Consider the following 13,561-nt stretch of genomic DNA (forward strand, 5'->3'; position numbering starts at 1 on the left):
CGGACGACGATCCCACGAGACGACGGATCGGACAGCCCGCCCGGCTTCGTGCCCGGCGGGTTTTTCATGCGCGGGGCCGTCGCCTTGCGCCGCCTGGGGAGAGCGCACACTTGTCCACGGTGTTCGCTTTCCGTCTCCGGTGCCGCGATGCGGTGGGGCTGCTAGCCTCCTCCCCATGCGTTCCAGTCCCCAGCGTCCCAAAGCCCTCGAACGTCGCGCGAGCCCGGCGGATTCGGTGACCTCCTCGCCCGTCACTCCCCCCATGACCTCGCCGCTCGACACGCCCGGCGCCACGCCGATGATGGCGCAGTACATCGAGATCAAGGCCGCCAATCCGGACTGCCTGCTGTTCTACCGGATGGGCGACTTCTACGAGCTGTTCTTCGAGGACGCCGAGATCGCCTCGCGGGCGCTCGGCATCGTGCTGACGAAGCGCGGCAAGCACGGCGGCGCCGACATCCCGATGTGCGGTGTGCCGGTGGAGCGCTCCGACGATTACCTCCACCGCCTGATCGCGCTCGGCCACCGCGTCGCGGTCTGCCAGCAGACCGAGGATCCGGCGGAGGCGAAGAAGCGGGGCCCCAAATCGGTGGTGCGGCGCGAGGTGACCCGCCTCGTCACGCCGGGCACCCTGACGGAGGATCGCCTGCTCGATCCGGCCCGCGCCAATCTCCTGCTCGCCATCGGCCGCCGCAAGGTCTCGGACGCCCGCGAGGCCTACGGCCTCGCCGCCATCGACATCTCGACGGGGCGCTTCGCATTGAGCGAGGTCGAGGGCGCGGAACTGGCGGCGGCCATCGCCCGGCACGAGCCGCGGGAGATCGTGCTGTCGGAGGCGATCCATGCCGACCCGGCCCTGGCGCGGCTGTGGCGCGACACGCGCGCCGCGGTGGTGCCGCTGGCGGCGGCCGAGCTGGAGCCGGCCTCGGCCGAGCGGCGCATCCGCGAGCAGTTCGGCGTCAAGACGCTCGACGGCTTCGGCAGCTTCTCCCGCGCCGAGATCGCGGCGGCGGGCGCGGCCCTCCTCTACATCGAGCGCACGCAGTTCGGCGCGAAGGTGCCGCTCTCGGCGCCGTCCCGCGAGGCGTCCGGGGCGACGCTCGCCATCGACGCGGCGACGCGGGCCAATCTCGAACTCACCCGCACGCTGTCGGGCGAGCGCAAGGGCAGCCTGCTCGACGCCATCGACCGGACCGTCTCGGCGGGCGGTGCGCGGCTGCTCGCCGAGCACCTCGCCGGTCCGCTGACGAGCCTGCAGAAGATCGCGCGGCGGCACGATGCGGTGGCCTTCCTGGTCGAGGACGGTTCCCTGCGGGCGCACTTGCGCGACGCGCTCAAGGCCGCACCGGACCTCGCCCGCGCCCTGTCGCGCCTCGGCCTCGGCCGCGCCGGCCCGCGCGACCTCGCCGCGCTCCGCGGCGGGCTGGACGCGGCGCTCGCCATCGCCGAGGGCCTCGGCGGGGCCGAGCTGCCCGAGGGCCTCGCCCGCCTCGTACATCGCCTCGACGCCGCGGATCGGGATCTCGCCACCGAGCTCGGGGCCGCGCTCGCCGACGACCTGCCGCTCCACCGGCGCGACGGCAATTTCGTGCGCGAAGGCTATCATCCCGAGATCGACGAGGCCCGGCTGCTCGGCCAAGACTCGCGGAAGGTCATCGCGGCCTTGCAGGCGCGCTACGCCGAGGCCACCGGCTGCCGGACCCTGCGGATCAAGCACAACAACGTGCTCGGCTACTACATCGAGGTGCCGCAGGCGGTGGGCGAGGCCTGCCTCAAGGGCCTGATGCGGGAATTCGTGCATCGCCAGACCATGGTCGATGCCATGCGCTTCACCAGCGTCGAGCTGGGCGAGCTGGAATCGAAGATCGCGGGCGCCTCCGACCGGGTTCTGGCGCTCGAAGCGCAGGTGTTCGACGGGCTGAGCCAAAGGGTGATGGAGCAGGCGGATCGGATCGCCGACATCGCCGACGCGCTCTCGGCGCTGGACGTGGCGGCAAGTCACGCCGAACTCGCGGTCGAGCTCGATTGGACCCGTCCGCAGCTCGACGAGAGCCTCGCCTTCGCGATCCAAGGCGGGCGCCATCCGGTGGTGGAGGCGGCCCTGCGCAAGGCGGGCGAGGCCTTCATCGCCAATGCCTGCGACCTCTCGGGCGAGGAGGCCGGGCGCATCCGCCTCGTCACCGGCCCGAACATGGGCGGCAAGTCGACCTTCCTGCGCCAGAACGCGCTGGTCGCCGTGCTGGCGCAGATGGGCGCCTTCGTGCCGGCCCGCGCCGCCCATCTCGGTCTGGTCGATCGGCTGTTCTCCCGCGTCGGCGCGGCGGACGACCTCGCGCGGGGCCATTCGACCTTCATGGTCGAGATGGTCGAGACCGCCGCGATCCTCAATCAGGCGACGCGCCGCTCGCTGGTCGTGCTCGACGAGATCGGGCGGGGCACCGCGACCTTCGACGGCCTGTCCATCGCCTGGGCCTGCCTGGAGCACCTGCACGAGAAGAACGGCTGCCGGGCGCTGTTCGCCACCCACTTCCACGAGCTGACCGCCCTGTCGAAGCGCCTGCCCCGCCTCGACAACGCCACCCTGAAGGTCGCCGAGCATCGCGGCGACGTGGTGTTCCTGCACGAGGTGGTTCCGGGCGTGGCCGAGCGCTCCTACGGCCTTCAGGTCGCCCGCCTCGCTGGATTGCCGGCGAGCGTCGTGGCGCGGGCCGGCACGATCCTCAAGGGCCTGGAAACCTCCGAGCGCGAGCGACCGGCCCGCGCCCGGATCGACGATCTGCCGCTCTTCGCGAGCCTCAGCGAGATCGCTCCGCCCCCGCCGGAGCCCGCGGCGCCGGAGCCCGACGACACGCTGGGGCGTCTCCTCGACACCATCGACCCCGACAGCCTCACCCCGCGGGAGGCGCTCGATGCGCTCTACCGGCTGAAGGCGGAGCGGGCGGGGGGCGGCCGAGGCTAACCCGCCTCCGTTGGTACGTTGGAACCGTCCCCCGACGCCGCCGCTTCGGGGCTGTCACCTCGGGTTGACGGTGAAACGCGAGGGTCGTGCCCCGATCGCCGGGCCGATCTACCCGGCGGTCCCCGGCGCCAGACAGAACCCGTCGAGCGTCTCCGTCGACGGGACGTGGCCGGAGCGGAAGCGGGCGACGTAGTCCAGGGCGCTCGCCACGGTGCGCTCGGAATAGGGCTTGGCGATCACCCCGACGGCGCCGGCGAAATCCGGCGGGATCCGCTTGGCGTTCGCCGTCATGAACACGACGGTGGTGCGCGGGTCGGCGCTGAGCGCCCGCGCCACCTCGACGCCGGTCGGTCCGTCGGTCAGGTGGATGTCGACCAGAGCCACGTCCGGCGCCGTGCTCCGGCCGAGGGCGATGGCCTCCGCCGAAGCGCCCGCGACGCCGACGCTGACATGGCCGAGATCCTCCAGGAGGCATTCGAGCTCGAGGGCGATCAGCACCTCATCCTCGACCACGAGGATGCGCAGGGCCTCGCCGGAGGCCGGCTTCACCTCGGGCATCCCGCGCCTCCGTCCCACCCGTCTCGCGGCCCCGTCGACCCGCCTTCGTTCCATGCCACGAAGCGGCCGCCCGCGATACGGTGGGTCACGGCAAGCTGTTCCCCACGAGCGGTATCCGGATCGCGACCCGGGTCCCGGGACGCCCCTCCGACCACGCGATCGTGCCGCGCAGCTGCCGCACCACCATCTCGACCAGCATCCGCCCGAAGCCCGCCGGGTTGGGATGGGCCGCCGCCATCCCGATCCCGTCATCCTCGACGGCAAGCTCCATCCCGTCATCGGCGCGCCGCGCGCTCACCCGCACCCGGCCGGTCCGCGCATCGGGAAAGCCGTGGCGGAGCGCGTTGCTGGCGAGTTCGTGCAGCATCAGGGCGAGCGGCGCCGCCATGGACGCGGGCAAGGCCAGCGCTTCCACCTCCGTCTCGACCCGCGCGCCGCAGGCTTCGTGCCCGGCGGCGATGTCGGCGATCAGGTCGTCGGTGAAGTCGCGGAAATCGAAGCGAGCCGCGTCGCCCTCGGAATAGAGCATGCGGTGGGCGGTCGAGAGGGCACCGATGCGGTCGGCCATCGCCTGGAGCGCGTCGCGCGCCTCGCCCTCGGGGGTCCGGCGCGCCTTCAGCAGCATCAGCGAGGAAATGACCTGGAGGTTGTTCTTGACCCGGTGATCGACCTCGTGGAGCAGCGCCGTCTTCTGCTCCAGGGCCGAGCGCAGGTCGGCGGTGCGCTCGCCCACTTCCCGCTCCAGCGCGCCGTTGGCGTCGCGCATGGCGATCTCGAGCCGGTGCTTGTGGGTCATGTCGGCCTGGGCCGAGAAGAAGTAGAGGATTGCGCCATCGGCATCGCGGACCGGATTGACCGTCATGCCGTTCCAGAACGATGTGCCGTCCTTGCGATAATTGAGCAGCTCGCACTCGAACGAACGGCCCTGCGTGATCGCCTCGCGCAGGGCGTCCAGCGTGGAGCGGTCGGTGAGCGGGCCCTGGAGCCGGCGGCAATTGTGCCCGTAGAGCTCGTCGCGGTCATAGCCGGTCAGGGCCATGAAGGCGCCGTTGACCCAGACGACCGGATTGTCCGCCCGCCGGGGATCGGTCACGACCATCGGCGTCGGGCTCGCCTCGAAGGCTGCCGCGAAGACATCGACCGTGAAACCGGGCGGGAACGCCGTCACCTCTGTGGGAAAGCCCGTCATCCTCACGCCGACACAGGTGGGCCGCGTCGATGCGGCCCGCGAACCAGGGAATTTCGACTCCGCCTGCGGGCGGCCGGTCTACCCCCCAACGGGTCCGGCACGCTCCCGTTCCGGCGACATCTTCACGCTTCCGTCAAGCTTGCCTATCCCGAGGGCGGCAAGGATGCCATGGGCAAAGAGTTCCAAACTCGCGCGCCCGCCGCAAGGGGGCGAGCCCATCGGGCTGTGGCCGGTGGCCCTCAGCCCGCCGCGATTCCTGCGCATAGGCCCGGTGGAACGGCGAAGGGGTAGGTGATGGCGGCAGCGAAGGGCCGGAGGGGCTTGCGGCCCCGGGACGTGGTGGAGGATCCCCGCCTCCTCCTGATGCTGGCGCTCGGCTTCGGCTGCGGCCTGCCGATCCTGCTGGTGTTCTCGACCCTCTCCGCGTGGCTCGCCACGGCCGGGATCCAGCGGGCCAGCATTGGCCTCCTGTCCTACGTCTCCTTCGCCTACTCGCTGAAGTTCATCTGGGCGCCGGTGATCGACCGGGTCGATCTGCCGGTGCTCGCGCGGCTCCTCGGGCGGCGGCGGGCCTGGATGCTGCTGGCGCAGATCGGGGTGATCGCCGGACTCATCGGCATGAGCTTCGGCGCGCCGAACGAGGATCTGTTCTTCATCGTGGTCTGCGCGCTCGTGACCGCCTTCGCGTCGGCCACGCAGGACATCGTCGTCGACGGCTGGCGCATCGACGCGGCCCCCACGGAACGTCAGGGGCTGATGCTCGGCAGCTACCAGCTCGGCTACGCCATCGCCCGGGCCTTCGCCGGAGCCGGCGCCCTCTACATCGCCCAAGGATACGGCTGGCAGATGGCCTACGAGGCCATGGCCCTGCTGATGCTCGTCGGCATCGTCGGCTGCCTCGCCGCACCGCGCCAGGACCCGGTGGATCAGGCGGCGGGGCCGCGCGGCGTCGGCGAGACCCTGCGGATCGCCGTGGTCGAGCCCTTCGGCGACCTCATCCGCCGCAAGGGCGCACGCCTGATCCTGATCCTGTCGCTGATCATGCTCTACCGGCTGCCCGACATCATCTCCGGGGTGATGGCCCAGCCCTTCTACATCGAGCAGGGCTTCTCCCTGGTCGAGATCGCCAACGTCACCAAGGTCTACGGCGTGATCGTCGGCCTCGCCGGGGCGCTCGCCGGAGGCTGGGCGGTGATGCGCTTCGGCATCCAGGCCTCGCTGCTGTTCGGCGGGATCGTCGCGGCGGCCTCGAACCTGATGTTCGCCTGGCTCGCCGTCAGCGGGCACGATACGGCGCTCTTCGTCGCCAGCATCTCGATCGACAACTTCTCGGGCAACTTCGCCGGCACGGCCCTCATCGCCTACATGTCGGGCCTGACCTCGCCGGCCTTCGTGGCGACGCAATACGCGCTCCTCTCCTCGCTCTACGCCCTGCCGGGCAAGTTCATCGGCGGCTTCTCCGGCTTCATGGTGGACGCGCTCGGCTACCCCCAGTTCTTCGTCGCCTCCGCGCTGATCGGCATTCCGGTGGCGCTGCTCTGCCTCGCGCTGGCCGCCCTCGGCGAGGGGCGGGAGGAGGCCGCAGCCGCCCCCCCGCCGGAAGAGGAAGCCGTGGCGGCCAAGGCTTGACGCCGTCACGCGTTTTCGCGCTCCCGGCAGGAGGGGGACGGCGGGGGCGGACAGGCATCGGCACCCGGGCCCGTCCGGCCGATCCGGGCCATGTCCGTCGATCGTTCCGGAACCTTCCCGGCGGCCTCCGTTTTGCTCCTGCCTACGGGCGGGCGACCCCGTCCGGACGAGGCGTTCCAAACGACACGGTCTCAACGACACTGCCAGGAGATCCTTGACGTGAACTCAATCGCGCTGAGCGGCGAGACCCTGCCGGTTCCGGTCGCCCCCACCGCCGTCCCCCCCCTGTCGGAGGCCGATCGCGCGGCTCTGCGCCGGGCGGTCGACGTGCTGGAGCGCCCGGGGCTCGCGGCGCGGCTCTCGGCGGCGGCGGGGGCGCCGCTCGACATGATCGGCCGGGCGCTCCCGGCCCCCGTCACCGAGGCGGTGGGCCGTTCGACGGAGGCCGCGATGCGGACGGCCCTACGGATCGCGCTGGCCACCCTGCCGGACAAGGACGTGGCCCCGGCGGGCTCCGCCGTGGAGCGGATCGAGGAGGGGACGGGCCGTGGGCTCAGCCGCCTCATCGGCTCCAGCGAGACGCGCCACAAGGCCCTCGCCGCCGTCTCCGGAGCGCTGGGCGGCGCCTTCGGGCTCGCGACGGTGGCGATCGAACTGCCGCTCTCGACCACGATTATGCTGCGCTCCATCGCCGAGATCGCCCGGGAGGAGGGTGAAGATCTGAGCGATCCGGAGGGCGCGCTGGCCTGCGTGCAGGTCTTCGCGCTGGGCGGACGCAACGGCAGCGAGACGGCGCTCGCGGAGAGCGGCTATTTCGCGGTGCGGGCGGCGCTGGCCAAGACCATGGCCGAGGCGACCCGCTACGCCGCCCAGCGCTCCCTGCTCGATGCGGGCGCGCCGCCGCTGGTACGGCTCACCGCGCAGATCGCCTCCCGCTTCGGCATCGTCGTCTCGCAGAAGGTCGCCGCCCAGGCGGTGCCCGTGATCGGCGCGCTCGGGGGGGCGGCCGTCAACACCGCCTTCATGAACCATTTCCAGGGCATGGCGCGCGCCCACTTCACCGTGCGGCGCCTGGAGCGCGCCCATGGCAAGGAGACGGTGCGGACCGCTTATCTGGAGGAGAAGGCGGCGCTCGGCATCGCCTGAGCGTCAGACCGGCAGATTCGACTCGACCAGCACCGTCTCGGTCTCGAACCGGGCGGCGTGCCAAGTGCCCGCGGGGAAGTGGAACAGGCTGCCCGCCGCGAAGGCGACGCGGCCCTGATCGGTCTCCAGCGTGCCCGACCCTTCGATCACCTGCACGAACTGCTCGTGGTCGTGGCTGTGGCGCGGCGCCTCCGTGCCGGCGGGGATCGTCACCCGCACGAGGCTCGCGCCCTTGCCCTCGAGGCTGCGCTTGCCCACCCCCGACGGGGCACGCGTCTCCGGCAGGTCGGTCCAGGGCAGGCAGTGGCGGGTGGTCATCCTGGGCTCCTCGAGGGGCTCCGACATCGCCCGCGAGGTAGGCGCAGGCGGCCTCAGGGCCAGACCTTGACGGCCACCGGCCGGCGCACGAGGTCGCGATCCGAGGTGACCGTGCAGCCCTCGACCCGGAGCGTCGCGTAGGTGAGGAGCGCCCGCTCGCCCACATCGTCGAAATTGCGACCCGTCGCCTCCGGATCGAGGAGCGAGGGATAGGCGACGAGCCGCGGGCCCGCCTTGCAGGGATCGTCGTAGAGCGTGGCCGAGGCCATCAGGAGACGGGGCACGTCCCAGGTCAGGAGGTCGCGCGAGGCCGTCCAGTAGAAGCCCGATTCCGCGAAGGTCCCGCCCTTGGCCGCCATGAACACCGCGATCCAGGCCCCCGTGCCGCGCTGGCGCACCAGGGCTCCGACCGGGCCGGGGAACGGCCCGACCGGCCGGCAGGAATCGGCCAGCTTCGGCGCCTTGCGGTAGGGATCCGGGAAGGCGGCGGTGAAGCTGGTGCCGGTCCAGGCCCGCCAGCGGCCGGGATCGGCCGGATCGTCCGAGCGGAACAGGCACACCCCGGCGGGCTGATCGCTGCCGGGCCGGTCCCAGCCGGTGGTCGAGGCCAGGAAGTAGCGCCAGCGCCCGTCGCCGACGATGTTGGAGGGGTTGAAGAAGCCCCGGTGACGGCCCTGGCCCTCCTCCTGCCGGAACGGTGCCCCGGCCACCACCGCGGGCGGGCTCGACCGGGCGAACTGCGCGCCGCCGTCTCGGGAGGCGGCGGCGGTGATCGTGTTGTACCAGCACTCCATGTAGACCTTCGAGCGGCAGCGGCCCTCGTGCTCGTTGGCCTGGAACTCGTGATGGACCAGGGCCGCCACGCGGGTGCCGTCCTCGGTCCAGGTTGCGGTGATCCAGGAACGGTCGTCGTAGAGCGCCGGATCGCTCTTGCCCCCGGAATCGAGCACCACCCGGCAATCGATCTTGAGATGATCGAGATCGGGCCCGCGCAGGGCGCGGTTGCGGTAATGCAGGCCGAAGACGGCGAGGCCGCCCGTTGCGTCACGGAAGGCCCGGATCGGCGCGTCGGGTACGTCGGCCCCGTCGCAGGCATCGCGCGTCGCGGAGAAGATCACGCGCTCGGGCCCCGTCACGGTCAGGGCCGAGAGGGGTGGTTCGGCGGCAAGGCTCCCGCAGGGCCAAAGCCCCCCGAGCGGCACGAGGCCGCACAGGAGCGTGAGCGCCGCGCGGGACGGGCGGGTCAGCCTGGACATCGCCGCAGGTTTACGTTTTGAACCGTTATAAGAAGCTTGTCCCGGTCCTCGGGCGCTCGCGTCGTCCACAGGTCGCCCCCATGCTCGTCCTGATCCTCGGCCTCGTGCTGTTCCTCGGCACGCATGCCTTCTCCATGGCCAGGGCCAAGCGGGCCGAGGTGATCGGGCGCCTGGGCGAGCAGCGATACAAGCTCGGCTACACCCTGCTCTCGATCCTCGGCCTCGCGCTCACCGCCTATGGCTACGGGCTCTACCGGCAGGAGGGAATGATCCCGGTCTGGTCGCCGCCGGTCTTCACCCGCCATCTCGCGGTGCTGCTGACGCTGTTCGCCTTCATCAGCCTGGCGGCCACCTACCTCCCCGGCCATCTTCGCGCTCGGCTGAAGCATCCGATGCTGCTCGCCGTGAAGATCTGGGCCACGGCGCATCTCCTGGCCAACGGCGATCTCGGCTCGATGCTGCTGTTCGGCGCCTTCCTGGCCTGGGCCGTGGCCGCCCGCATCAGCGCCAAGCGGCGCGCGCTGACGGCGGGGCAGGTGGCGGCGCAGCATGGCGGGCAGGCCGCGCCGGCCGGTTGGCGCAACGACGCCATCGCCGTGGTGGTCGGCCTCGTGGCGTGGTTCGTGTTCGGGAAGTATCTGCACCCGCTGCTGATCGGCGTCGCGGCCTGGCCGGGGCAGGCCTGAGGCGGCGGCCCGCGGCCCGCGTCTTTCGAACATCGCCAAACCCGAGGGGCTGTGCTAGGCGCGGGCTCGACGACGACAGGCGAGGCGAGGGCGGCCCGCGAGGGGCGCTTGGATTGAGATGGCCGAGAACAACGAGTTCTTCCGCGAGGTCGACGAGGATTACCGCCGCGATCGGTTCATCCAGATCTGGAAGCGCTACAACGCCCTGATCATCGCGGGCGCGATCCTGCTGGTGGCCGGCGTCGGTGGCTGGAACTACTGGCGCCATGCCGAGCTGGTGCGCGCCGAGGCGACCTCCGCGCGCTTCGACACCGCCAACCGCCTCGCCAAGGACGGCAAGACGGCGGAGGCCGAGCGCGACTTCGCCGCGATCCAGGCCGACGGCCCGGCGGGCTACGCCCTGCTCGCCCGCTTCCGGAACGCCGCCGAGACGGGCAAGCGCGACGCCGCCGCAGGGGCCGCCGCCTACGATGCGCTCGCCGCCGACAAGGGCGCGGGCGATGCCCTGCGCGACCTCGCCCGCCTGCGCGCCGCCCTGTTGCGGCTCGACGGATCGGAGGCGGATGCCGCACTCTCCCAGCTTCAGGGTATGGCGAGCCCGACCGGCACGTTCCGCCATACCGCCCGCGAGATGCTGGGCCTGACGGCGCTCCGCAAGGGCGATATCGAGGGCGCCGGCCGCTGGTTCGACCAGATCGCGGGCGACAACGACACGCCCCAGGGCCTGCGCCAGCGTGTCGAGATCTACGCCGCCCTCGTCGCGGGCGGGGCGGTCACGGTCACCGAGGCCAAGCCCGAGAACGCCGCGCCGCTCCCGCCGATCACCCGCTGACGCCTTCCGCCATCGCGCGAGCGGAGCGATCCGGCCGCGCGACCATTCCGGAACGAGGCGGCGCCGCGATCGGCTTCGCCTCCCTCGGGCGATGTTCGCTCGCACCGGAATGTCCTATCCTCACGAAGACCCGCGCGTCCCCTCGGCCGCGCCCAGAGACGTAACATCATGGACCTGCCGACCGTCGCGATCGTCGGACGCCCGAATGTCGGCAAGTCGACCCTGTTCAACCGGCTCGTCGGGCGCAAGCTCGCCCTGGTGGATGACCGCCCCGGCGTGACCCGCGACCGCCGCGAGGGCGACGGCTCCATCGGCGACGTCACCTTCCGGATCATCGACACCGCGGGGCTGGAGGAGGCGGATGCCGATTCTCTGCTGGGCCGGATGCGCGCGCAGACCGAGGCGGCGATCCTCGAATCCGACGCGGTCCTGTTCGTCATCGATGCCCGCGCCGGCGTGCTGCCCGCCGACCGTCCGTTCGCCGAACTGGTGCGCCGGGCCGGCATCCCCGTCATCCTCATCGCCAACAAGGCCGAGGGCGGGGCCGGCATGGCAGGCGCCTACGAGGCATTCTCTCTGGGGCTCGGCGATCCCATCCCCTTCTCCGCCGAACACGGCGAGGGCCTGGGCAGCCTGCAGGACGCCCTGCGCGAGGTACTGCCCGAGCCTGACGAGGAGGAGGACGAGGGCGGGGAGGGCGGCAAGGGCCTGCGCGTCGCCATCGTCGGCCGCCCGAATGCCGGCAAGTCGACCCTGATCAACCGGATGATCGGCGAGGACCGCCTGCTCGTCGGCCCCGAGGCCGGCATCACCCGCGACTCGATCTCCCTCGACTGGGAGTGGCGCGGGCGCAAGATCAAGCTCCACGACACCGCCGGCATGCGGCGGCGCGCCCGCATCGACGACAAGCTGGAGAAGCTCGCGGTCTCGGACGGGTTGCGCGCGGTGCGCTTCGCCGAGGTGGTGGTGGTGCTCCTCGACGCGACGATCCCCTTCGAGAAGCAGGATCTGACCATCGTCGATCTGGTCGAGAGCGAGGGGCGCTCCCTGGTGATCGGCCTCAACAAGTGGGATCTCGTCGCCGACCAGCCGGGCCTGCTCAAGACCCTGCGGGAGGATTGCACCCGATTGCTGCCGCAGGTGCGCGGGGTGTCCGTCGTGTCGCTGTCGGGTCTCGGGGGCGAGGGCATCGACAAGCTGATGCAGGCGGTGGTGGACGCCTCCGAGGTCTGGAGCCGACGCGTCTCGACCGCCCGGATCAACGCGTGGCTCACCGACGCCCTCCAGCGCAACCCGCCGCCCGCCGTGTCGGGCCGGCGCATCAAGATCCGCTACGGCACCCAGGTGAAGAGCCGCCCGCCGCATTTCGCCCTGTTCGGCAACCAGCTCGACGCCCTGCCGAAATCCTACACCCGCTACCTCGTCAACGGCATCCGCGAGGCCTTCGACCTCCCCGGCACGCCGATCCGGCTGTCGCTGCGCACGACCAAGAATCCGTTCGAGAAGAGCTGAGCCGGGGCTTCCCAGTCCCACGATCGTGCCGAGGCCTTTCGAACCATCCGGCCGCGCCGGGAGCCGCCGGAGGCGCTGGCGGGCGCATCGATCGCCGCGCTCAGTACCTACGGCCTCGCGAAGCGGCTGATGTGAGAAGCTGTTCGACCGGTTTCCTCCGATCCAATCCCCTCATCCTGAGGTGCCGCGCCAGCGGCCTCGAAGGAGGGCTCCAGGGATCGCGCGATACGCCGGAGCCTCCTTCGAGGCTTCGCTACGCTCCGCACCTCAGGATGAGGGCGGAGGGTGGACGGGCCCTGAAGGGAGGGCCGATGCTTTAACCCGCCCGCGTCGTCTCGGCGAGCCAGTCCACCACCGCGTCGAGCGCTTGGCGGTTGCTGGTCTCGCCGCCCCGGGCCGCCTCGAAGGCGGCGATCTGGCGCTCGGCGCTGGTGCCCTCGGCGACGATCCGACGGGCATCGGCGACCTCCTCCGTGCAGCCGAGCGCCTCCGCATCCTCTGCGATCAGCGAGAGCAGCGTGTCGAGGGACGCGGCGAAGGGGAAGGCCTCTTCCGACGCCTCGTCGATCAGCTCCGCCTCGGTGCCGCTCCGCTGGGCCCGCCACAGGTTCTCGGCGGCGATGGCGCGGGACACGCCGGTGAGCCCCGCATGGATGTCCGGCCGCCGCTCGACGAGGCGCACGAGGCACCGGAACAGGGCCGCGATGACGATGGCGTCGGCAAGCCGCGTGCAGGAATCGGCGATGCGCAGTTCGAGGGTCGGGAACTTGATCGAGGGCCGCAACGACCACCACAGGAAGCTCGCATCCTGGATCGAGCCGGCCTTGGTCATGATGCGCACGTAGCGCTCGTAGGCGGCGGCATCCCCCATCAGTTCGGGCAGGCCGGTGCGGGGCAATTCGCCGAAGGCGCTGAGGCGATAGGCGGAGAGCCCGGTCGGCTTGCCCTGCCAGAACGGCGAGGAGACCGAGAGCGCGAACAGCAGCGGCTGGAACGGCAGCAGCCGGTCCATCAATCCGACGCGGGCCTCCGGATCGGCCACCTCGACATGGACATGCATGCCGCAGATCAGGCTGCGCCGCCCGGCGAGGCCGACATCGCGCAGGATGCCGCGATAGCGGTCGCCCTTGGTCGGCAGTTGGCGCGCCCAGTCGGCGATGGGATGGGTGCCGGCGGCGAAGACGAGAAGGCCGTGCTCGGCCCCGATCTCGGCCAGTTGCCGACGCTGTTTCAGCAACGCGGCATGGGCCTCGGGGAATTCGGTCGAGGGCGGGGTGCAGACCTCGACCTGACATTGGAGGAGCTCGCGGCCGATCTCGGGCAGGCGCTCGCCGGCCTCGACATGGAACGGTTTGACGGACCGCCGGGGCGTGCCGCGCGTCTCCGCATCGGCGAGGAAATACTCCTCCTCGATCCCGAACCGGTACGGGACTTCCGAGGATTTCCGGGCACTCATCCGCCGTCTCCGAACCATGG

General features: G+C 71.4%; 11 protein-coding genes. 6 read left to right on the forward strand and 5 right to left on the reverse strand.

What is annotated here, in order from left to right:
- The first annotated feature begins 175 nt into the window (after positions 1-175).
- Positions 176-2,959 carry a DNA mismatch repair protein MutS gene (mutS, locus tag OWC43_RS13920; protein ID WP_393957078.1) on the forward strand — a complete coding sequence of 928 codons (2,784 nt, stop codon included), beginning with the start codon at positions 176-178 and terminating at the stop codon, positions 2,957-2,959.
- Between the two features lie 108 nt (positions 2,960-3,067).
- Here the strand turns inward: mutS and OWC43_RS13925 are convergent, their stop codons facing one another.
- Together OWC43_RS13925 and OWC43_RS13930 are read right to left on the reverse strand one after the other, a co-directional pair.
- Complete coding sequence (locus tag OWC43_RS13925; protein ID WP_393957079.1) at positions 3,068-3,517, reverse strand: response regulator; 450 nt, start codon at positions 3,515-3,517, stop codon at positions 3,068-3,070.
- A gap of 85 nt (positions 3,518-3,602) precedes the next feature.
- Positions 3,603-4,706 carry a histidine kinase dimerization/phosphoacceptor domain -containing protein gene (locus tag OWC43_RS13930; RefSeq protein ID WP_393957080.1) on the reverse strand — a complete coding sequence of 368 codons (1,104 nt, stop codon included), beginning with the start codon at positions 4,704-4,706 and terminating at the stop codon, positions 3,603-3,605.
- 294 nt (positions 4,707-5,000) lie between these two features.
- Between OWC43_RS13930 and OWC43_RS13935 the strand changes: the two genes are divergently transcribed.
- Positions 5,001-6,335, forward strand: a complete 1,335-nt coding sequence (locus OWC43_RS13935; RefSeq protein WP_378781657.1) for an AmpG family muropeptide MFS transporter — start codon at positions 5,001-5,003, stop codon at positions 6,333-6,335.
- A gap of 219 nt (positions 6,336-6,554) precedes the next feature.
- Positions 6,555-7,481, forward strand: a complete 927-nt coding sequence (locus OWC43_RS13940) for an EcsC family protein (protein ID WP_393957081.1) — start codon at positions 6,555-6,557, stop codon at positions 7,479-7,481.
- 3 nt (positions 7,482-7,484) lie between these two features.
- On the opposite strand, the gene OWC43_RS13945 is transcribed toward OWC43_RS13940, so the two are convergent.
- Complete coding sequence (locus tag OWC43_RS13945) at positions 7,485-7,799, reverse strand: cupin domain-containing protein (RefSeq protein WP_393957082.1); 315 nt, start codon at positions 7,797-7,799, stop codon at positions 7,485-7,487.
- Positions 7,800-7,852: 53 nt separating this feature from the next.
- Positions 7,853-9,055, reverse strand: coding sequence for a hypothetical protein (locus tag OWC43_RS13950; RefSeq protein ID WP_393957083.1), 1,203 nt, complete (start codon positions 9,053-9,055; stop codon positions 7,853-7,855).
- Positions 9,056-9,135: 80 nt separating this feature from the next.
- On the opposite strand from OWC43_RS13950, the gene OWC43_RS13955 reads away from it, so the two are divergent.
- From OWC43_RS13955 to der, 3 genes are all read left to right on the forward strand, one after another.
- Complete coding sequence (locus OWC43_RS13955) at positions 9,136-9,741, forward strand: NnrU family protein (protein ID WP_393957084.1); 606 nt, start codon at positions 9,136-9,138, stop codon at positions 9,739-9,741.
- A 118-nt stretch (positions 9,742-9,859) separates the two neighbouring features.
- Positions 9,860-10,573, forward strand: a complete 714-nt coding sequence (locus OWC43_RS13960; RefSeq protein WP_393957085.1) for a tetratricopeptide repeat protein — start codon at positions 9,860-9,862, stop codon at positions 10,571-10,573.
- A 168-nt stretch (positions 10,574-10,741) separates the two neighbouring features.
- Entirely contained in the window at positions 10,742-12,085 is a 1,344-nt protein-coding gene (der, locus tag OWC43_RS13965) for a ribosome biogenesis GTPase Der (RefSeq protein WP_393957086.1), read from the forward strand.
- Between the two features lie 316 nt (positions 12,086-12,401).
- Here the strand turns inward: der and OWC43_RS13970 are convergent, their stop codons facing one another.
- Complete coding sequence (locus OWC43_RS13970) at positions 12,402-13,541, reverse strand: carboxylate-amine ligase (protein WP_137830948.1); 1,140 nt, start codon at positions 13,539-13,541, stop codon at positions 12,402-12,404.
- Positions 13,542-13,561 lie beyond the last annotated feature (20 nt).

It is taken from the genome of Methylorubrum sp. POS3 (assembly GCF_043352485.1).
Lineage (GTDB): Bacteria > Pseudomonadota > Alphaproteobacteria > Rhizobiales > Beijerinckiaceae > Methylobacterium > Methylobacterium suomiense.

Excerpts from the sequence above, each read along its gene's own strand:
- mutS (WP_393957078.1), top strand. The coding sequence starts at position 176 with ATGCGTTCCAGTCCCCAGCGTCCCAAAGCCCTCGAACGTCGCGCGAGC.
- OWC43_RS13925 (WP_393957079.1), bottom strand. The coding sequence starts at position 3,517 with ATGCCCGAGGTGAAGCCGGCCTCCGGCGAGGCCCTGCGCATCCTCGTG.
- OWC43_RS13930 (WP_393957080.1), bottom strand. The coding sequence starts at position 4,706 with ATGACGGGCTTTCCCACAGAGGTGACGGCGTTCCCGCCCGGTTTCACG.
- OWC43_RS13935 (WP_378781657.1), top strand. The coding sequence starts at position 5,001 with ATGGCGGCAGCGAAGGGCCGGAGGGGCTTGCGGCCCCGGGACGTGGTG.
- OWC43_RS13945 (WP_393957082.1), bottom strand. The coding sequence starts at position 7,799 with ATGACCACCCGCCACTGCCTGCCCTGGACCGACCTGCCGGAGACGCGT.
- OWC43_RS13950 (WP_393957083.1), bottom strand. The coding sequence starts at position 9,055 with ATGTCCAGGCTGACCCGCCCGTCCCGCGCGGCGCTCACGCTCCTGTGC.
- OWC43_RS13955 (WP_393957084.1), top strand. The coding sequence starts at position 9,136 with ATGCTCGTCCTGATCCTCGGCCTCGTGCTGTTCCTCGGCACGCATGCC.
- OWC43_RS13960 (WP_393957085.1), top strand. The coding sequence starts at position 9,860 with ATGGCCGAGAACAACGAGTTCTTCCGCGAGGTCGACGAGGATTACCGC.
- der (WP_393957086.1), top strand. The coding sequence starts at position 10,742 with ATGGACCTGCCGACCGTCGCGATCGTCGGACGCCCGAATGTCGGCAAG.
- OWC43_RS13970 (WP_137830948.1), bottom strand. The coding sequence starts at position 13,541 with ATGAGTGCCCGGAAATCCTCGGAAGTCCCGTACCGGTTCGGGATCGAG.